The organism is Weizmannia agrestimuris (genome assembly GCF_943193165.1).
Classification (GTDB): Bacteria; Bacillota; Bacilli; order Bacillales; family Bacillaceae_C; genus Weizmannia; species Weizmannia faecalis.
The window spans coordinates 25,294-46,447 of record NZ_CALPDC010000020.1; the positions used below are offsets into that span (position 1 = coordinate 25,294).

16 protein-coding genes and 1 riboswitch are annotated in these 21,154 nt (G+C 46.2%); of the genes, 13 read left to right on the plus strand and 3 right to left on the minus strand.

The window, feature by feature from the left end:
• The first annotated feature begins 955 nt into the window (after positions 1-955).
• Positions 956-2,458 carry a DHA2 family efflux MFS transporter permease subunit gene (locus NFR98_RS09280; RefSeq protein WP_014096667.1) on the plus strand — a complete coding sequence of 501 codons (1,503 nt, stop codon included), beginning with the start codon at positions 956-958 and terminating at the stop codon, positions 2,456-2,458.
• A 520-nt stretch (positions 2,459-2,978) separates the two neighbouring features.
• Here NFR98_RS09280 and pepT read toward each other — a convergent pair.
• The 3 genes from pepT to NFR98_RS09295 all read right to left on the minus strand — a co-directional run bounded on the left by pepT (position 2,979) and on the right by NFR98_RS09295 (position 6,611).
• Positions 2,979-4,211 (minus strand): peptidase T, encoded by a 1,233-nt coding sequence (gene pepT / locus NFR98_RS09285; RefSeq protein ID WP_251459992.1) that lies wholly within the window; start codon positions 4,209-4,211, stop codon positions 2,979-2,981.
• A 62-nt stretch (positions 4,212-4,273) separates the two neighbouring features.
• Entirely contained in the window at positions 4,274-5,068 is a 795-nt protein-coding gene (locus tag NFR98_RS09290; protein ID WP_035183143.1) for a glycosyltransferase family 8 protein, read from the minus strand.
• A 193-nt stretch (positions 5,069-5,261) separates the two neighbouring features.
• Complete coding sequence (locus NFR98_RS09295; RefSeq protein WP_035183145.1) at positions 5,262-6,611, minus strand: MATE family efflux transporter; 1,350 nt, start codon at positions 6,609-6,611, stop codon at positions 5,262-5,264.
• Between the two features lie 416 nt (positions 6,612-7,027).
• Here NFR98_RS09295 and NFR98_RS09300 point away from each other — a divergent pair, with 416 nt between their 5' ends.
• From NFR98_RS09300 to NFR98_RS09355, 12 genes are all read left to right on the plus strand, one after another.
• On the plus strand, positions 7,028-8,206 hold the full coding sequence (locus tag NFR98_RS09300) for a ParM/StbA family protein (RefSeq protein WP_014096673.1): 1,179 nt from the start codon (positions 7,028-7,030) through the stop codon (positions 8,204-8,206).
• A gap of 11 nt (positions 8,207-8,217) precedes the next feature.
• Positions 8,218-8,790 (plus strand): hypothetical protein, encoded by a 573-nt coding sequence (locus NFR98_RS09305; protein WP_061565296.1) that lies wholly within the window; start codon positions 8,218-8,220, stop codon positions 8,788-8,790.
• 59 nt (positions 8,791-8,849) lie between these two features.
• Positions 8,850-9,629: an ABC transporter ATP-binding protein gene (locus NFR98_RS09310; protein WP_251459994.1), complete on the plus strand. Its 780-nt coding sequence runs from the start codon at positions 8,850-8,852 to the stop codon at positions 9,627-9,629.
• A gap of 81 nt (positions 9,630-9,710) precedes the next feature.
• A riboswitch (SAM riboswitch) is annotated at positions 9,711-9,818 on the plus strand.
• Between the two features lie 72 nt (positions 9,819-9,890).
• A complete protein-coding gene (locus NFR98_RS09315; protein WP_061565294.1) occupies positions 9,891-10,931 on the plus strand; it encodes a methionine ABC transporter ATP-binding protein in 1,041 nt (346 codons plus the stop codon).
• Positions 10,921-11,583: a methionine ABC transporter permease gene (locus NFR98_RS09320; RefSeq protein ID WP_071452180.1), complete on the plus strand. Its 663-nt coding sequence runs from the start codon at positions 10,921-10,923 to the stop codon at positions 11,581-11,583. Before NFR98_RS09315 ends, NFR98_RS09320 begins: the two co-directional genes overlap by 11 nt.
• 60 nt (positions 11,584-11,643) lie before the next feature.
• Positions 11,644-12,486, plus strand: a complete 843-nt coding sequence (locus tag NFR98_RS09325) for a MetQ/NlpA family ABC transporter substrate-binding protein (RefSeq protein ID WP_071452179.1) — start codon at positions 11,644-11,646, stop codon at positions 12,484-12,486.
• 235 nt (positions 12,487-12,721) lie between these two features.
• A complete protein-coding gene (locus NFR98_RS09330; protein ID WP_251459996.1) occupies positions 12,722-14,485 on the plus strand; it encodes a sensor histidine kinase in 1,764 nt (587 codons plus the stop codon).
• Positions 14,479-15,195 (plus strand): LytR/AlgR family response regulator transcription factor, encoded by a 717-nt coding sequence (locus tag NFR98_RS09335; RefSeq protein ID WP_251459998.1) that lies wholly within the window; start codon positions 14,479-14,481, stop codon positions 15,193-15,195. Before NFR98_RS09330 ends, NFR98_RS09335 begins: the two co-directional genes overlap by 7 nt.
• 130 nt (positions 15,196-15,325) lie before the next feature.
• Positions 15,326-17,128, plus strand: a complete 1,803-nt coding sequence (locus tag NFR98_RS09340) for a carbon starvation CstA family protein (RefSeq protein WP_251460000.1) — start codon at positions 15,326-15,328, stop codon at positions 17,126-17,128.
• 339 nt (positions 17,129-17,467) lie between these two features.
• Positions 17,468-18,541, plus strand: coding sequence for a branched-chain amino acid aminotransferase (locus NFR98_RS09345; protein ID WP_017552060.1), 1,074 nt, complete (start codon positions 17,468-17,470; stop codon positions 18,539-18,541).
• A 660-nt stretch (positions 18,542-19,201) separates the two neighbouring features.
• Entirely contained in the window at positions 19,202-19,951 is a 750-nt protein-coding gene (locus NFR98_RS09350) for a threonine/serine exporter family protein (RefSeq protein ID WP_014096683.1), read from the plus strand.
• Positions 19,952-20,026: 75 nt separating this feature from the next.
• Positions 20,027-20,473 carry a threonine/serine exporter family protein gene (locus NFR98_RS09355; RefSeq protein WP_014096684.1) on the plus strand — a complete coding sequence of 149 codons (447 nt, stop codon included), beginning with the start codon at positions 20,027-20,029 and terminating at the stop codon, positions 20,471-20,473.
• The last annotated feature ends 681 nt before the right edge of the window (positions 20,474-21,154 follow it).

The window sequence follows — 21,154 nt, forward strand, 5'->3', positions numbered from 1 at the left end:
CTCAATGGATTGGTAAAATGCGAGGCAGGGGTTTTCCAGGAAGTGCCCTTTTGGCAAAAAAAAGCACCTTGCCCGAATGAAAGCAAGGTGCATGGAAGTGCACATTTATCCGGAACCTTGCCAGCCTCACGGGACTGTTTTAAAGGCATTCATTCATCTTTTGTCCTTGCTATTATGGCAGTTCCAACCGGGTTTGTCAATTCTTATTTTGCATTTGCCAGCTTTGGGACCGCGGGTGCGCCAAGTATTGTCACCACCGCGCCCCTCTTTCCAGATGCTTTATCGGGTCTGGTTCTGGTTATTTAGGGCTTGCTGAATAAGAAAAATTCCTAGCTTTGGCAAAAATTTAAGTTTGCATTTGAAAGCTGATTCAATGTATAGAGAAGACAGAATCACGCATTTTCGGAGAGGAATTCTTCTATATTTTAAGACAAATCTTGCTGACAAATCGAGTACAAACTCAGAATCGGATTCGTTCAGCAAGCCCTAACATAGCCGGGCTCTATGTGAAGGAAGGCCTTCAACTTTCCACGCTCCTTTAAAATCTTAACATACTGTGATCGCATTTTGATTTCCATCATTGATATTACATCTGTTAATCGCGAAACCAGCCCTGTTAAAATGCTCCCCCGCTTTTGCTTGTCTTTGATTGCAAAAAAGATTGATTACCGAATGTAACGGTAATTCTACCCGGTAAAATTTTGATGGGCAGCGCTTTTTCCGCAATCGCACTTTGCCCTAATTAAGTAAACTTTTCTCTTGACTTCAGGCTTAAAATGAATAAAATAGTTAGAGTACCGAAAGTTTACCCTCTCTAAATAATCGAAACGCTTTCTTTCTCCCGCTTGAGTGGCGGGAGTTTTCTTCAAAACTTCTGCCAAAAGAAAACCATCTGCATTTCCGGCATAGTTCCGGTATACAACGTTTACACTAACATCATGAATGGGGGATTGGAATGGAAACAATGAATACAAAAAATAGTTCTATCAGGATTGTCCCTTTTTTTGCGGTGATGATGGCTGGCGCACTGGTGGCGTTTTTAAACCAGACGCTGATTAATGTTGCCCTCCCGCAAATTATGAATCATTTACATATTTCCGCTTCTACGGCAAACTGGCTTTCTACGATTTACATGCTCACAAACGGGATTGTCATTCCGGTCACGGCGTACCTTATGAGCCGATTTACAACAAGACAGCTGTTTTTGTTTTCCATTGGGCTGTTTGCGGTGGGGACGCTGATTTGTGCAGTCGCACCAGGGTTTTCTGTGCTGCTCATTGGCCGGGTGGTCCAGGCGGCCGGAGCGGGGATTATTTTTCCGCTGGTGACAAACGTCATTTTCGTGCTATTTCCACCTGACCGGCGCGGTTTTGTAATGGGGATTTTCGGTGTCGCCATGAACTTTGCACCGGCAATCGGGCCGACGCTTTCCGGGTGGATTGTGGAAAACCACTCGTGGCGGACACTGTTTTTCATTATTTTGCCGATCGCAATCATTGACTTGATCTTCGCTTTTGTTTTTGTAAAAAATGTGACGGAAACGAGCCGGCCGAAACTTGATAAAATCGGTGTTATTTTGTCTTCGCTCGGTTTCGGCGGTATTTTATACGGATTTTCAACCGGCGGCACGAAAGGCTGGGACAGTGTGGAAGTAATGACGACGCTGGCAGTCGGGGTGATTGCTTTCGGCTTGTTTGTCTGGCGCCAGTGGGTCATAGACCATCCTATTTTGGAATTCCGCATTTTTCGTTATCCGGTGTTTACGTTAACGATGGTGATTAATATTATTGTGACGATGGCATTGTTTTCGGGTATGATTTTAATGCCGATTTATATGCAAAACGTGCGCGGTTTCTCGCCGCTTATGTCCGGGCTGATGCTTTTGCCGGGCGGGGTCATCATGGGAATTATGTCGCCGATTACAGGTCGGCTGTTTGACCGCTATGGTGCAAAATGGCTTGCTTTAATCGGGCTTGCCATTACCATTGTGACTACTGTTGCATTGACCCGTCTGAAATTGGATACCTCTTTTACTTATGTCGTCACTATTTATACGATCCGTAGTTTCGGGATTTCTATTTTGATGATGCCAATCTTTACGGCCGGGTTGAATGACCTGCCGCTTGCGATGAATAAATACGGCACTGCGATGGTGAACACCTTCAGGATGGTAGCAGGCGCTGTCGGGACGGCCTTTTTTGTCTCGGTCATGACGAATAAAGGGATTGCGCATACGAAGGATATTATGGTCTCCAGTCAAATTTCCCCTGCGGATAAAATTCATGCGGCGCTTGCTGCAAGGCAGGGAACGGTGATGGGGATCAATGATGCCTTTATGGTTGCCACCTACCTGGCTGTGATTGCCTTTATTCTTGCTTTCTTTATCCGGAAAACCATCCCGCGCGACAGCCTTCCGGAAAATACAGCCCAGCAGGTAAAACCGATAACGGAATCATAATCAAAATGCGGTGTCCTAAAGCCGGCAGTAGCTGGCGAAAGGACACCTTTTTATCTTGTCCAACGGCATGAAAGAGGCCTGCCTTTTTATTCTGGTGCAGCGGGGTGTTCAAACTAGCCCTCTCTGAAATGATTTTAAAATCTCTGCAAATGCCTGTTTGGTTTTGGTGGAAAAATATAAATAGGGCTTGCTGAACGAATCCGACGCTGAGTTTGTGCCCAATTTATCTGCAACCTCTGTCTCAAAATATAGAAGAATCCATTTGCGAAAAGGGGTGATTTGATCTTCTCCGGACGTTGAATCGGCTTTCGCGTGCAGGCATTTCCCTGGATTTGTTGTAAACCCCTTGCATTTAAATGATCGCCAAAGCTGTCAGCATCCTTTCCAAATCTAGGAATTTCGCTTATTCAGCAAGCCCTAAATACAAAAAAACCGTTGGAAATTCACCTATTCCAACGGTTTTATTCGTTTTTGGCTTTTTTAAAAGCCCTAGCAGTCGAAATATCGGCCGCTGTTTTGTTTACGTTCTTGCTTCAAAACGTTTTGCAATTTCGACAATGACCTGGACGGCTTTTTCCATTGTTTCCACTGAAACGTATTCGTATTTGCCGTGCATGTTTTCCCCGCCGGCAAAAATGTTTGGTGTCGGTAGCCCCATGTAAGACAGCTGTGATCCGTCCGTGCCGCCGCGGACAGGAGAGATAACCGGTTCAATGCCAAGGCTCTTCATGGCATCATGCGCAATATCGACAATTTCTTTCACCGGTTCAATTTTTTCTTTCATGTTGTAATATTGGTCGGCCAACTCCAGCGTAATATTTTCTTCACCGTATTTTTCTTTTAAGCGGTTGACAATCGACTGGAGGTTTGTCTTTTTTGCCTCAAATTTTTCGCGGTCGTGGTCGCGGATAATGTAATACAGTTTTGTTTGCTCGACATCTCCGTGGATGGACAGGAGATGATAAAATCCTTCATAACCTTCCGTCCGTTCCGGTACCTCATCCTCGGGCAGGAGGCTGTGCAGTTCCATCGCAATTTTTGCCGAATGGACCATTTTCCCCTTTGCACTCCCCGGGTGGATATTATTGCCGCGTACCGTAATTTTGGCGGAAGCGGCGTTAAACGTTTCGTATTCGAGTTCACCGAGCGGGCCGCCATCCATCGTATAGGCAAAATCGGCACCGAACGCTTTCACATCAAATTTATGCGGCCCTCTGCCGATCTCTTCATCCGGGGTAAAAGCGACTCTGATTTTGCCGTGTTTGATTTCAGGGTGCTTAAGCAAATAGTCCATGGCCGTCACAATCTCCGCCACGCCGGCTTTGTCATCGGCGCCGAGCAGGGTCGTGCCGTCCGTTGTAATCAAAGTTTGGCCGATATAATTTTTTAAGTTCGGGTATTCATCCGGAGACAGGACAACCCCTTGTTCTTTGTTCAAAACGATGGCTTTCCCGTCATAGTTTTCGACAATCTGCGGATTGACGTTTTTCCCTGTAAAATCTGTCGCCGTGTCGACATGTGCCAAAAATCCAATTACCGGGACTTCTTTATCGGTATTGCTTGGCAAAGTGGCAAAAAGATAGCCGTTTTCATCCAGATGGACTTCTTCCATGCCGATTGATTCCAGCTCATCGCGAAGCATGCGGAGGAGTGTCCATTGCCCGTCAGTAGAAGGACAGGTTTCACTGTCTTCGTTAGACTGGGTGTCCACTTTCACGTATGTAGTAAATCTTTTCATTAACGATTCTTTCATCATCTTCACTCCTCATTTTTAGTATGTCTATATTTTACCAAACCCAGCCCAAAAGCTTGTATTTATTCGCAATATTTTTGGTAAAAAGTGCCGAGCGCGTATTTATAATTCGGGTGCCACGGTTTGTCTTTTCCGCAATAATGGATAAATACGGTGTGTTTTTTGATCGACTCTAAATCTTGTTTTTTGATTAGCGCGGCACGTTCAAAAAACCGGGCATCATAGTTATACCGGTAGCTTTCGGCAGGTTTTATTTTGTTCCAGAACAAGGCATTGAATACGTCCTGATCGGGTAGGAGCAGTTTCAGTTTATTTTCTTCAATGAATTGAAAGATCTCCTCCACTTTAACATGCTGCCGGATCAGTTCCAAATTCATGAGAAGAACGCCGGTGTTAAAATATCCTTTTGCATTCGGTGTCCGCAGGCGCATTTTATTGATCAGGCGGGCCTTTTTTGCCGAGTGTTCATGTTCGCATGCAATAAAAAAATGCCCTTCAAAATCTGTATAATAAAATGCGGCGGCAGGGTTGATACAGACAATGTCAGGATCGAGGTAAAGAATTCTGTCAAGATGCGCCGGCAAAAACAAGTGGGCAGTAAGCCGGTAGTACATTTCTGAAGTGTAATGCCTGAGGACAGGCGCATCTTTAAACAGATCCGGCGGAATCCGGATCGGGAAAAAATGGTGTCCTTTCTCTTCAACATAGTGATGTAACTCGGAAAGCTTTTCTTCAGAAATGGTGGAATGCAGCAGGTAGATCGAAAACGCTTCTTCAGGATTGTTTTGGACAAGAGAGTTTATTAACACTTTTAGGGGAGGAAGGTAATTTTCATTTAATGTAACAAGGATATTCATGGCTTTTCCACCTTTTGGCTGTAGTTTCAACTACTTCCATGATACAGGTTTCTTTTTCCGCTAACAATCCTTTTGGGTTCCGGGTATGGGCCTTTTTCATCGTACAATCATGGCTGCTTGCTTGTGCCCTTATAGGTGAGAAAACATTGCACCCTCTGGCGTTTCCACAGAAAAAAGCCTGCCATAAAAATGGTCAGGCTCTGAGAAGCGACAGTCTTTCCCAAGGCTTTGAAAGCCAGCGCCGAGTGGCAAAGATGCCTCGGAACCATTCATCAATGCCCTGGGCAATCCAAATACCGAGCAGCCCAAGCCCGAAATGCACTCCAAGGACATAGCTTAAGCTGGCTGCAAATACCCACATGGAAAAAATGCCAATCATGACCGGGAAGCGGACATCGCCTGCTGATTTCAGCGAACTCATCAGCACGATATTCATCGCTCTCCCTGGTTCTGTAAAAACAATGGCCCAAAGAATCGGGATGCTGACGGCGAGAATGTCTTCGCTTTTCGTAAATATGTGCAAAACAGGTGAGCCGATGAGCGCAATCACCAGTGAAGTAAAGAAAGAAGCCATCATGGCAATCTTTAAAGTTTTCATCCCGCGTTTCAGAGCACGTTCATACGTTTTTGCACCGACATACCGGGCGATAAGCAGCTGGGTGCCGGATGCAATGGCGAGGGTGAACAAATAACAGATCATCGAAATATTATTTAAATAAACGCGTGCAGCCAGGGATGCTTCCCCGAGTAAGGCAATAAACCCGGTAATCACCAGTTGGGAAAACTGGTAGGAAAAATTTTCGCCGGCTGAGGGAATGCCGATTTCAAGCAATGCACGGATATCTTCTTTCTTTATGGTGATGATATCGCGAATGCCCATTTTCATTGCAAGCCTGCGGTAGACAAGGAAAAGAAGCGCCGATACCGCAAAAACGCGTGCAACAACAATGGCCCACGATACCCCGATGACGCCGGTAACCGGGAGCCCGAAAATCCCCGTAATGGCCAAAATGTTCCCAAAGATGCTAATTAAATCCATTAAAACGGTGACAAGCATCGATTCTTTTGTAAAACCGTGGCTCCTCAGTACTGCGCTTAAAGCGAGGGAGATGGACTCGAGAAAAAGGGAAGCCCCGCAAATTTTGACAAATGTCAGCGCGTATTGATAAACCTTGCCGTGAATGTCGAAAAACCCGAGAAGCAGTTGCCCGAACAGAAAAACAAAAAGCCCGACGGCAAGGCCGAACCAACAATTGAGACCGAAAGCGGAATGGGCGACCTGGCGCGCCTCTTTCATTTTCCCTGCGCCAAGATTTTGCCCGATCAGGATAATCGCGCCGACGGATGTGACATTAAAAATGAGTATAAACATATTCAACAGCTGGTTGGCCACGCCCACCCCGGCAGCCGCATCATCGGCGTAGTGGCCGAGCATAAGGGTTGCGATGATCCCGATTCCCATATGCAAAGAAAGCTCAATAAAGAGCGGCCAAGAAATTTGAAACAGGGTCTGGTCTTTGTAATATTGCTGTTGTGCTGTCAACACTTTTCCCCCTTTATCTGATACCCCAGCCTTTTAAACCGGTTATATTGCCGGGTCTGGCGGATGTTCATTCTTCAATACTATGAAACATTGTAGTCTTTATTGTCGTGCTGTCAATTGGAATCTTAAAAAAACCCGTGAATTTTTTATGGATGAGGGATATTGGCTGTGTTTGCGTATTTGTTTACATGTTTTCAAAGCTGTTTGCATGTTTACACAAACGCAAACATTTGTAAACAAAAACGCAAACATGTTTGCAAACATGTAAGCATGGCTTTATAACAACACTTTTCAAAAGTTTACAAGCCGCAAACAAGTTTACATTTTCGTTAAAAAAGTTCAGAGTATTGATTATTTTTATAGACTCAGATATTCTTAGAGTAAGCCAAAGAAAGCGATACAGGGAGGAAAAGTGAATGGGGAAGACCCGGATTGCCGCAGTCGATGTAGGCAACGATTCTTTAAAAGGCATTTTTGGAAAAATGGAGTATGAACTCAATATCCCGAACGTCATTGCACGGGATATTGAAGACCGGCCGGTAATTGGCATTGAGGAACTGGACAGCAAAGATCCGCTTGAAGGCATCCATGTAAAAGTCCACTCCCCTGCTTTAAAGGAAAATAACGTGATTTACCGTGTCGGGGATCTCGCAACCAAAAGCGATAATGCAACCGAACTTGACCCGGGAAGCAGCAAGTCGGAAGAGGATCAGACCCTCGTCCTGCTTTTTACAAGCCTTGCGCTTGACGCAGTAAGGGAGGAAAACGCCAAAGTTTTTACCCGCAACCAGAATGTCATTGATGCCAATTACACGCTTGGGACAGGCCTGCCGCTCCGCGAAGTAAAAGAGGGAAAAGATGCGGGCTACCGCTCGCAGCTGCTTGGATCCGTCCACCAGGTGGAATTTCTTGTCACACCGAAATATCAGGGGTTGAAAGTCAATCTGAAATTTGACGAAATCAAAGTGTATCCGGAAGGCTTTGCCGCTTTTATCAATCTTGTCATGGATAACGATTTAAACATTATTAACCGCGAATTGATTGACAAACGCATTTTAATCCAGGATATCGGCGGCCTCTCAACGGATATCGCCGTGATCAAAAACAGGACAGTCGATGATGACCGGGCGCAGGGATTTAATCTCGGCGTATCAGAAGCGCTTGAACAGATCCGTGAAGAAATCCGCGTCAAATACGGGGTCGAATTGGACAGCCGCCGTGATGTGGTCGATATTATCACGAAAAAGCATGACCGCAACCATATTATGGTAAAAGGCAGCCGGACAAGCGTGCACGACATTACAGACCGTATCTTGTTTGACCTTGCAAAGAAACAATACCGCCTGCTCCGGAACGTGTGGCAGAAAAACTCACAAACAGAGATTTGCTATTTTGTCGGCGGCGGTTCTGTTGTCCTGAAAGATTACTTAAAAACGCTGAACAACAGCCTTGACGGCTACAATATTGATTTCTTTGAAGATGAAAAAGAGAGCATCTGGATGATGGCCAATGCTTACTACAAATTAATTTCGGATTATGTGAGGAAAAACAATAAACCGGAAGACAAAGGAAAGAAACCGGTCGAATCCAAATAAGGTGAAAAAATATGGAAAAACAAAGCGGGATGAAGCGGGGCCAGACGATTGCGTTCCGGATCCCCCAGGATACGCCCGATCATATTTTAAAAGAACTGTCAAAGTTAAAAGAAAAAGAGAAACGGAACTTCTCCGCCAAAATAGCCGGATATGTCTTACAGGGCATCAACCAGTCGCTCGTAAAGGACAAAGAAACCATTACAATCCCGCTGCCGCGCAAACTGACAAAAGTGCAACATGACTGGCTGAAGCATGAACATTCGGAAGCGATGCTCGGCAGCATTGTTTACGAACTGATTCAGGATCCACTCCGGGCGACTTCGCTCTTTGCGGCCCTGTCGAAACAACCTGTATCTATGGATGAGACGCTTTTTTTACAGGAAGACGAATTGCCGCAAACCAGCGAAGAAGCGGACGCGAAACCGGTTCGATCCGGTGGTGAGCCGCCTGGATCGGATGATCTTGATGCATTCGACTGGAGAACTGCCGCCGTCGAACCGGCACCGCCCGAAACGGGAGCGCCGGAAAAAGAAGAAGATGCGGAAGACCTGCTCGGCGATTTTCTCGCCAGCATGAATAAATAAAGAGCGCAGGGTGAACCCCTGTGTTTAAAACTTGTACGAAATGTAAGGGGATGGCACAGATGGAAAATGTAATCGAAGTTGCCGATGTGAGCCTTGTGCGCGACGGCAAAAAACTGCTCTCGGACATTCACTGGACGGTCAAAAAAGGGGAGCACTGGGCTATCCTCGGCTTAAACGGTTCCGGCAAAACCACTTTGCTTAATATGATCAATGGGTATATTTGGCCAACAAAGGGGAGCATCAAGGTGCTCGGAAAAACGTTCGGAAAAACAAGCCTGCCGGAACTGCGGAAATCAATCGGCTGGGTCAGCTCCTCCATCCAGGAGAGAATACCGCGCACCCAGCTTGCAAGCGATGTGGTTATCAGCGGCAAATATGCATCCATCGGGCTGTATGAAGCGGTGGATGCACAAGACGAAGAAAAAGCCCTGCGCTTGATGGAACAATTACATTGTGCTTCCCTTTTTAGCCGTGCTTATGAACATTGTTCGCAAGGAGAGCGGCAGAAGCTTTTAATTGCGCGCGCGTTAATGGCGGAACCGCGCATCTTAATTTTGGACGAGCCTTGCAACGGGCTGGATTTGTTTGCCCGGGAAATTTTGCTAGAAAGTGTGGAAGAGCTGGCGAAAGATAAGAACGGACCGACGCTTGTATATGTCACGCACCATCCGGAAGAAATTTCTCCCGCTTTCCAAAAAACATTGCTGATCAGGAACGGGGAAGTTTTCCGGCAGGGCCGGACTTCCGAGATGATTGAGAAACAAGTGCTTTCCCGCTTTTTTGAGCATGAAATTCAGGTGGAGTGGCGCGGAAACCGGGCATTGTTTCAAGTTGTCTGACGATTGAAAAACAAAAAAATGTAAAATAATGAATTGACAAATCCCGAGCCGTCCACTAATATTTAAATATAACAAATGAATAACTTATCCAGAGAGACTGAGGGACAGGCCCGATGACGTCCAGCAACCTTCAAATCTTTTTTGAAAGGTGCTAATTCCTGCAGAATGGTTCATTCTGAGAGATAAGTCACTTGACCGGCAAACCTCTTTCGAATGAAAGAAGGTTTTTTTTTGCCAAAAGGAACAGAAGGAGTTTTCAACATGCTGGTATTAGAAGATATTCATAAGGTATACGGAAAAGGGAAGGACAAAAAGGTTGAAGCGTTAAAAGGCATCAACCTGCGTGTTGAAAAAGGGGAAATCTTCGGGGTGGTTGGTTACAGTGGTGCCGGGAAAAGCACACTGATTCGGTGCGTCAATCTGCTCGAGCGGCCGACTTCCGGGAAAGTGCTCGTTAACGGGGTCGACCTTGTGCGCCTGCCGCCTGCCAAGCTACGTCAAGAGCGAAAAAAAATCGGCATGATTTTCCAGCAGTTCAATCTGCTTCAGTCAAAGACGATTTTTCAAAATGTGGCCATGCCGCTTGTGCTGGAACATCGCCCGAAGGAAGAAATAAAGGCAAAAGTGGCAGAATTATTGTCTTTTGTCGGGCTGGAAGAGAGAATGCATCACTACCCTGACCAGTTGTCAGGCGGCCAGAAACAAAGGGTCGGTATTGCAAGAGCCCTTGCGACAGATCCGGACATCTTGCTTTGTGACGAGGCAACGTCTGCCCTTGACCCGAATACGACCGAAGCCGTGTTGGACCTTTTGCGGAAAGTCCGGGACGAGCTGGGCATTACGATCCTGATGATTACCCACGAAATGAATGTCATTCGTGATATTTGTGATAAAGTGGCGGTGCTGGACGGCGGAAAAATTGTGGAGCAGGGCCCTGTAATCGACCTTTTCACAGAACCGAAAACGCAAATTGCGAGAAGCTTTGTGAAAACTGTGCTGAATGATTCGATTCCGCCATCGGTGCAAAAACTGATCGATGAAAGCAGCAAAGACAATCCGCATGGTATTTACCGGATTCTGTTTAAAGGCGCTTCCACCAATATGCCGCTCTTATCCAATACGGCAAAACATTTTTCAATCGACCTGAATGTGCTTCATGGCATGATCACCGAACTTCAGGGAATCCCTTTTGGCAACCTGCTTGTCGAATTGAAAGGCGACCCGGAAGAAATGAAGCGGGCCATTCAGTACATCAACGATCACGAAGCGATCATTCGGGAGGTGGAGAAAAATGGCATTTGATTGGTCATGGTTTTGGCCGCAATTTTTCACGGCAATGGGCCAGACGCTGTACATGGTGGCTGTATCATTACTCATTTCCATCATCATCGGCATTCCGGTCGGCGTCATTCTCGTTATTACCCGGGAAAACGGCATTTGGGAAAACAAATGGATTTTTAATATTTTAAATGTGATTATCAATATTTTCCGGTCGATCCCGTTTATTATTCTCGTTGTCGCGATCATTCCGTTTACACGCTGGGTTGTCGGGACAGCGATCGGAACAACGGCAGCGATTGTGCCGCTCGTGTTGTACACTGCTTTTTACATCGGGAGGCTCATTGAAAGTTCACTGCTTGAAGTTGACAAAGGTACAATCGAACTTGCGCAGTCAATGGGTGCGACGAACTGGCAGATTATTTGGCGGTTTTTGCTTCCGGAAGCAAAGGCATCCATGGTACTCAATTTGACGATTGCCACCATCGGGCTGATTGGGGCTTCCGCGATGGCAGGTGCGGTCGGTGCCGGCGGGATCGGGGATTTGGCGATTACGTACGGGTACAACCAGTTTCAGACAGGCGTCATGATCGTTACCGTGATCACGCTGATCATTTTCACCCAGCTTGTCCAGACATTGGGCAACTTTCTCTCCAAAAAAATCCGGAGAAAATAATATTGGAAAAAAGGGTTACACCTTTTTTATAAAAATTCAATTCAGGGGGACTTAGCAGCGATGAAAAAATTTGCGATTCTATTATTGGGACTGATCCTGGTTTTGGCAGGATGCGGGGCCAAAAACAATTCGAGCAGTACAAGCACAAAGACAATCAAAGTCGGGACAACCACTTCTGAAGTTCCGACATGGAATTTAATCCAGAAACTCGCGAAAAAGAAAAATATCAATATTAAGATTGTCCGCTTTGACGACTATGTACAGCCGAACCTCGCACTAAACGACGGGGAAATTGATATTAACGCATTCCAGACGGTTGTTTATTTCGATGATTTTATCAAACAACGCAATTTGAAGCTATCGGCGATCGGCACAACCAATATTTGGCCGATGGGGATCTACTCGAAAAAATATAAAAAGGTCAGTGAAGTGAAAGACGGCGACCAAGTTGTGATTCCGAAAGATCCGACAAACCTCGGCAGGGCTTTGCTTTTGCTGCAAAAAGCCGGCTTGATTACGACGAAAAAAGGTTTCACAGGAAAAGGCGGGCTTGAAAATGTCGCTTCAAACCCGAAACATTTGAAAATTACTGCCGTGGATGCCGCCCAAACACCGCGTGGCCTGGATGATTCGGCACTCGCTGTGATCAATTGCGATATGGCCATTAATGCCGGCTTAAACCCGACGAATGACTCCATCTTCCGTGAAGATGCGGGCAACAAAGCGTATATCAATATTATCGCAGCTCGGACAAAGGACAAGGATGACAAAACGTTGAAAGAAATTGTAAACATTTATCATTCAAAAGAAGTCTCTGACTTCATCAAAAAGCATTATAAAGGTGCAGCCGTCCCGGTCAATAAACCGGTATCGTATTTAAAAGATTATAAGCAAACACAATGATGGCAAATAGTTTCATAGCAGCCCCCTAAAAAACAGCGGGCATAGAGACAGGCGGTTTATCCGCCCCATAGCAGAAAAAAACGGCGGGATACAGTTCGAACGGTATCCCGCCGTTTTTCTATTGGCTGGGCTTTTTGAAACACTGCTTTTTTGCTTTCCTAAAACCGGTGAAGTCTTTTATAATAAAAGAAAGGGTTTTCAATACGGACGGGTGGAAAACAAAGGGGGATCCTTTATGGCAACACTTTTGCCGGTAATGCTTGAGCGGGCCGGGATTCTTGTCATTGCTGCTTTTTTACTCTCGCGGCTGAAGACATTCCGGCAAATTATCCATCAGGAATACGGATGGAAAGAAAAATTGGTGCTGATTATTGTTTTCGGAATTTTTGGCATCATTAGTAACTATACCGGCATCGTTATTGAGCATGGGAAAGTCTCGCATGCTTTCGGGCAGGGGCATTTATCGGTTGAAAGTGCGATTGCCAATACCCGAATCATGGGCGTCGGGATTGCAGGCCTTTTGGGCGGGCCGGTTGTTGGGATCGGCGCAGGTCTGCTTGCCAGCATCCACCGCCTGTCACTCGGCGGCTATACGGATATTGCCTGCAGCCTGTCGACGATGATTGCCGGCATTATCATGGGCTTTATTGGCAGACGCTTTAACGTGCGCGGGAAGTATGCTGCGCTTGAAGCGGTCGCTGCTGGGGTTTTAATGGAAATGCTACAGATGGGCATCATCCTGGCAGTAGCAAAACCTTTTGAAGAAGCAGTGGCGCTCGTCCGCCTGATCGCGGTACCGATGATTTCGATTAACGGCTTTGGTACGTTTATTTTTATCTTGATTATCCAGACGATTTTACTGGAAGAAGAACGGACAAGAGCGGTGCAGACCCATAAAGCGCTGCAGATTGCACAGGAAACGCTAGCCCATTTCCGGAAAGGGCTGAACATGCAATCATGCAAAGAAGCGGCAGAAATAATTTTGAAGCATACAGCAGCTGATGCCGTCGCTATTACGGACCGGGAAAAAGTGCTGGCGCATGCAGGGGTAGCATCGGACCATCATATTCCGCTTGAGAGCATGTCGACAAAGCTGACGGAAAGGGTGCTTTTGCACGGGAAAATCATGGTCGCGAGAACGGCTAAGGAAATCCAGTGCAACCACGAAGGCTGCCCGCTCCAGGCGGCGATCGTGCTGCCGCTGTTTGTCCGCGAACAAGTTGCGGGCACGTTAAAGCTTTACTTTACATCAGCATCACAATTAAGCGCAGTCGAACAGGAGCTGGCGGAAGGTTTGAGCAAGTTGTTTTCCAACCAGCTTGAACTGGCGGAGGCGGAACTGCAAAGAAAACTTTTGAAAGATGCCGAGATTAAAGCGCTCCAGGCCCAGGTTCACCCACATTTTTTCTTTAATGCGATTAACACGATTACATGCCTTGTCCGGACAGATGCGGATAAAGCAAGGGAACTGCTCGTGCAGCTCGCGGCCTTTTTCCGCAGCAACCTGCAGGGGGCGGGAAAAATGCTGATCCCCCTTGAAAAAGAACTGGAACATGTGAAAGCTTATTTGGCCATTGAACAGGCACGGTTTCCGGGGTGGTATCATGTTCATTTTGATATTGATCCGCTTTTACACACAGCGATGGTGCCGCCATTTACACTGCAGCCCTTGGTGGAAAACGCCGTCCACCATGCTTTCACACAACAATTTACGAAAAATCCGTTTATTGTTGTCCGCGCACGTGTGAAAAACGGAAAATTCATCATGGAAACGGAGGACAACGGAAAAGGCATTTCTAAAGAACAGGTGCAGTCGCTTGGCAATGTGGCTGTCGACTCGGCCGAGGGGACTGGGACAGCCTTGTGGAACATCCGGAAAAGAATTGAGGAAATCTACGGGCATAGTGCTGTATTCCGGATTGAAAACAGAAAAACCGGCGGAACCAAAGTGGCCATTTCGATACCATTAGAGGAAATATGGGGGGGGAGAATATGCTGAAGGCATTTGTAGTGGATGATGAAGCCCCGGCCCGAGATGAATTGATTTACTTGCTGAAAAAAACGGGGCAGGTGGAATTGGCGGGCGAAGCCGGATCCGTAAAAGAAGCGCTTGCGAAGCTGAAAGAAACAGAGGCGGATATTGTGTTTGTCGATATGATGCTGACAAACGAGCACGGCATAGATCTCGTGAAGGAAATCAGCCGCCATCCGCAGCATCCGGCCGTTGTATTTGCGACTGCTTATGATGAATATGCCGTAAAAGCGTTTGAACTCAATGCTGCAGACTATATTTTAAAACCGTTTGAAGAAAAAAGGGTGGCGCAGACAGTCGCAAAGGTGAAAAAAATGTTGGAAGGGGACCGTCCTGCTGTTCCGAAAAATCCCGGCAAACTGGCGGTCACAACAGATGAGCGCATTGTCATCATCCCGGTTGAAAAACTGTTGTACGCGGAGTCGGTTGACGGGCGGACAGTCATTGCGACAGATGATAAAAAATATACCATAACAGAATCACTGGTAAATGTAGAAAAGAAACTGCCATCTACGTCGATTGCCCGCGTCCACCGCGCTTATCTCGTCAATCTCGATGGCATTGTCGAGATCCGGCCATGGTTCCATTCCACTTATAATCTAATCATGCGGGACGGGGCGAATATTCCGGTCAGCCGGACTTACAAGCATGTGTTAAAACAGTTTATCCGCATTTAAAATGCATTTCATCCTCTGAATTCGCCCTCTTATCCTATGATATTTACATTTTGCCGGAAAACAGCTTTTACAGCGTGCAAAACTTATAAAATATAAGCGATGAGAATGACAAAAAGGAGGCTTTCACCAAATGAATGCGATTACAATTGTAATCGGCTCCATCTGTATCTTAATGATTGCTTATCGTTTATATGGCACGTTTATGGCCGTAAAGGTTTTAAAGCTGAATAATGATACGCCGACGCCGGCACATGAGTTTAACGACGGGAAAGATTATGTGCCGACCAATAAATGGGTGACGTTCGGCCACCATTTTGCGGCGATTGCGGCTGCAGGCCCGCTTGTCGGACCGATTTTGGCAGCGCAGTTCGGCTATTTGCCGGGCCTCTTATGGCTTTTGATCGGCGCTGTTATCGGCGGTGCCGTACACGATGCTGTCGTGCTCTTTGCCTCCATGCGCCGGAAAGGGAAATCACTTTCCGAAGTGGCGAAAGAGGAAATGGGGCCGGTTGCCGGGTTCTGTACAGGCCTTGCCATGCTGTTTATTATTGTAATTACAATGGCCGGTCTTTCCATGGTTGTCGTAAATGCCCTGCAAAATAACCCATGGGGCACCTTTTCCGTGGGGATCACCATTCCGGTTGCAATGGGCGTTGGCTTGTTTTACAAAAAAACCGGCAATTTGAAGTTGACGACAACGATCGGTTTCCTCCTAATCGTAGCGGGCGTTTTTGCCGGGCCGTGGATCCGGCATACTGTGATTGGCGAATGGCTTACGTTTGATCCGAAAACATTGGCCATTATTCTTCCAGCTTATGCATTTTTTGCCGCGGCGCTTCCGGTATGGCTGCTGTTGGCACCGCGTGATTATTTGAGCAGCTTTATGAAAATCGGCGTGTTTATTGCCCTCATTATTGGTGTATTTATCATTAATCCGCCGATTCATATGCCGGCGTTATCGCAATTTATCCACGGCGGCGGCCCGACAATGACAGGACCGGTTTGGCCGTTTATTTCGATCACGATTGCCTGCGGTGCGATTTCCGGCTTCCATACCTTTATCGGCTCCGGCACAACGCCGAAAATGCTCGATAAATGGACGGATATCAAGCCGGTTGCATTTGGTGCCATGCTTGTCGAATCGCTTGTCGGCGTGATGGCACTTGTCGCTGCGACCGCCCTGCAGCCTGCCGACTATTTTGCCATCAACTCCACGCCGGAAGTCTTTAAGACGCTCGGCATGCATGTTGTCAACCTTCCGCATTTAAGCAGTGAAATCGGAATGGACCTGGCCGGCAGAACTGGGGGAGCAGTAACGCTTGCAGTCGGCATGACGTATATTTTTACAAAAATCCACTGGTTTAGCAATCTTGCACCCTATTTCTATCAATTTGTTATCTTGTTTGAGGCCGTGTTTATTTTGACGGCGATCGATTCGGGGACACGGGTGGCACGCTACCTGCTGCAGGACTTTTTAGGAGAATTGTATAAACCACTCAAAAAGACCGACTGGCTGCCAGGATCGATTCTCACAAGTGCTGCGGCTTGCTTTATGTGGGGCTATTTGCTCTACTCCGGCGATATCGGTTCCGTCTGGGCGTTGTTTGGCGTATCGAACCAGCTGATGGCCTCGATTGGGCTGATTGTCGGGGCAACTGTCATTTTGAAAATTGCCGATAAAAAGCGGTATATGTTCACTTGCCTGATTCCGCTTGCGTATTTGTATGTTACGGTGAACTATGCCGGTTATTGGATGGTAAAAAATGTTTACTTGAACCATGCCGCAGCGGGATACAATGTACTGAACGGCATTTTGTCGATCATTATGCTCATTCTCGGGATCGTCATTATGATCTCCGCTTTAAAGAACTGGTACGACCTGCTGAGAACGCCTGCCATGCCGGATTTGGAGGTATCGGCAAGGAAAGCTTGATGCCATTTTAAAGGGAAAACTTTGCATGCACCAGCTAGTAATGGAGCCCTTTTTCTACATGCATTCTTGTATAATCTGGCAAATTTGCTCAGCGCAAGGAAGAATATTAGAAAAAAGCGGCGAGACACGATTTTCCGTGGTCTCTCCGCTTTTAATGTATACAGCTCTTTGCTGCAGTCTATTTTACAAGGGGGCTAAGGTTGCATCTGCTATTGATTCGGAAAGTGCTTCACTCAAAAAATTTTAAAAATTTTATAAAGCCTCTGGTCTTTTCTTCATAAAGTTGTTATAATAGATTGAAAATAATAATTTCACGTATTGGAAAGGGATGCTATCGGTTTGAATCAGGTTATCGAATTCGTTAAAGCAGATGTGAAAAAAGAAAAACCGGCTGTTGAATCATTGGGGTTTGGCAAACATTTTACGGACTATATGTTTGTCATGGACTATAATGAGGAAGAAGGCTGGCACCAACCAAGAATAACACCGTATGCACCGCTTGTATTGGAACCGGCGGCAATGGTATTCCATTACAGCCAGTCTGTATTCGAAGGATTAAAAGCCTATCGCGCAAAGGACGGCAGGGTTCTGTTGTTCAGGCCTGAAAAAAATGTTGCCCGGATGAATGTGTCTTGCGCGAGATTAAGCATCCCGCAAATAGACGAGACCATTGTGCTTGATGCCATTAAGCAGCTTGTTGAACTTGAAAAAGACTGGATTCCGGACGGGGAAGGGACATCGCTTTACATTCGCCCGTTCATTATTGCGACAGAGCCTAGCCTTGGCGTACATCCGGCACATGAATATAAATTTATGATCATCCTTTCTCCTGTTGGTTCGTATTACGGCGACCAGCTGAAACCTGTCCGCATTTATGTGGAAGATGAATATGTCCGAGCTGTCCCAGGGGGCGTCGGATTTACAAAAACAGGCGGCAATTATGCAGCAAGCTTGAAAGCACAGGAAAAAGCAGAGGAGTTGGGCTACGACCAGGTGCTTTGGCTGGACGGTGTTGAAAGAAAATATATTGAAGAAGTCGGCAGCATGAACATCTTCTTTAAAATCAACGGAGAAGTCGTCACCCCGAAACTGAACGGCAGTATTCTCGGTGGTGTCACAAGAGACTCCGTTATCGAGTTGCTGAAATACTGGAACGTCCCTGTAAAGGAAACGAAAATTTCCATAGACGAAATTTATAATGCTTATAAAAATGGACAGCTGGAAGAAGTGTTCGGCACAGGAACGGCAGCTGTAATTTCTCCTGTTGGCGAACTCGGCTGGAAGGATGTTGCGATGCAGCTTCCACATGCTGAAGCGCCGGATTCGATTGCAAACCGGCTTTATGATGCTCTAACCGGCATCCAGCTCGGAAAAACGGAAGACCCGCTTCATTGGACGGTCGAAATAAAATAATGATGATCGTAAAGATGGCGCATTTAGCCAGCTTTTCATCGGAAATGGAATTTTTATATCAAATACAAGGGCATCACGCCCATTTATTTTCAGCGCAATGAAACGTCCATGCCGCAAGTTTAAGCGTCATGGACTTTACATTAAGAAAGCGGAGGAAATGGAAATTCTTCCTTAACTTAGAGTGCGTCTACGTTAAGAAAGCGGAGGAAATGGGGTCACTTTCTTGACCTAGAGCGCGTCTACATTAAGGAAGCGAAGGAAAATGAGGGTCTTCCTTAACCTAGAGTGCGCCTACGTTAAGGAAGCGAAGGAAATGGGGTCCTCTTCCTTAACCTAGAGTGCTTCTACGTTAAGAAAGCGAAGGAAATGGGTTCCCTTCCTTAACCTAGAACGCGTCTACGTTAAGGAAACGGAGGAAATGGGTTTCCTTCCTTAACTTAGAACGCGTCTACGTTAAGAACGCGGTGAAAAATGAGTCTCTTCCTTAACATAATATAAACCGTTGAAAATTCGTTTGTTCAGCATAAGCGGGTGACCTCGAAATTCGCTGCGTTAAAGGAAATGATTTAAGAAGCCGGCCCTGAAAAATGGCCCGGCTATTTTATTGACCGGCAAACTGTGGTTAAATAATTGCAGGTGAATCGATAGGGAGAAATGAGCATGTATCAGAATGAAGCCCAGCAGGTCATGAGGGTTTGCTTATTAGCCGGAAAAATCATGCTGATGAGCGGCGCGGAAACGTACCGTGTGGAAGATACGATGTCGAGAATTGCTGCGGCTGCCGGGATCAGTGGGTCACACAGCTTTGTCACCCCGACTGCCATTATTTTTTCACTGGACGGGGCGGAGCTGACAAAGCTGATCCGCATCTCCGAACGTTCAACGGATTTGAGAAAAGTCGACCAGGTCAACAGCATCTCGCGGCAAATCAGCAACCGGGGCATTACCCTTAAGGAAGCGTATGGACAGTTGAAAAAAATTGAAACGGAAGAGGAAGCTTACCCTCTCTGGCTACAATTTGTGGCTGCGGCGATTTCAAGTGGCTGTTTTGTCATCATTTTTTTAGGCGGCTGGATTGACTTTCTGCCCGCATGTATTGCAGGCGGCCTTGGCTTCCTCAGCACGCATTACATTCACCGGTTCGTAAAGGTGCGTTTCTTTGCTGAATTTGTCGCTTCGCTTGTGATCGGGATTACAGCTTACATCCTTGTCCATGCAGGCATCGGCCGGGAACTGGATAAAATCATTATCGGTTCTGTCATGCCGCTTGTTCCGGGGCTGGCGATTACCAACGCACTGCGCGATCTGATGGCGGGACATCTTTTTTCCGGTGTCACAAAAGGCGCAGAAGCTTTTTTAACCTCATTTGCCATCGGTTCCGGGATCGCGATTATACTCACGATTTTTTAAAAGGCCGCCTGCTTTTTAAGGCCCCTGCGTTTTTTACACATCAAAGATTACAGTTTTTTAAAAGGGTGACGGAAGTTGTTCCAACAGCTATTAACCAGCTTTTTTGCTTCGGCGGGATTTGGCATTCTTTTCAATGCACCGAGAAAATTGTTGATCCAGTGCGGGATTACCGGCATGATCGGGTGGGGTATTTATTTTCTATTTTACATGTATGAGCAGAACGTCGTGTATGGCACGTTTATTGCAGCTTTTTTCGTCGGGGTGATCAGCCAGGTGTTTGCCCGTTTTTATAAGACGCCGATCTTGATTTTTACGGTCGGCGGGATTATTCCGCTTGTGCCAGGCGGCCTTGCGTATGACGCCATGCGGCACTTTGTCCAAAACGATTATAACGGCGCCGTATCGCTTGCCGCTAAAGTGCTGCTTCTATCTATTGCAATTGCGATCGGGCTGGTGGCTTCGGAAGTGGCGAACCAGTTTATCAAAAAACTACCGGATAGACGGCCAAAAAGAATGAAGTAGCCTTAAGCCGGGTTTGCCTGACAGCCCGGCTAACGCTTGTTATTCTGCTCGTTTTTCTGCGAACGATGTCGAATATTGACGGTAAGAGTATTAGGGATATCCCGTATATTTGCAAAATCGGCGGCAGGCAGCATGATTTCCCGATTGCAGCCAGTTTTTTTGCGAGATAAAATTAGAAAACAGTATCTTTAAAAAGATAACTTTAAAACGTTTAGATAACGTTTTAAAAATTTAGTGAGAGCACTTCAAGAAATCCACACTACAGATAACTCTTTACTTTGAGGAAAACTTTTAAAAAAAGCTATCTGCAAACAGCCCCTTCAAATATTAATCAAAACGCTTGGCAAATTCCCAAAATCCTGAAGAGTTCCAGAAGTTGATCAACAGGGGAATCTTGTTAGTGAAAAGGTATATAATGACCAGCATGCCGTACACCTTAGCGCGTCAGGTATTAATAAGGCAGCATTTAAATGGGCTTGTATTTTTTTCAGTTATATAGCATGTATTTCGGTAGCGCTTGCCGCTGGTGCAGCTTGCTGGTATTTAATCCAAACAGCAGTTGAAAATATGGAAGCAAAGTGCTTTTTTAAATAGTTTAGTTAAGTACTCAACTTTCGCACCTAGAAAATCATAATAAATTCAGTGCTGGCTAATGTCTATTACGTCTCAGATACAGCACTT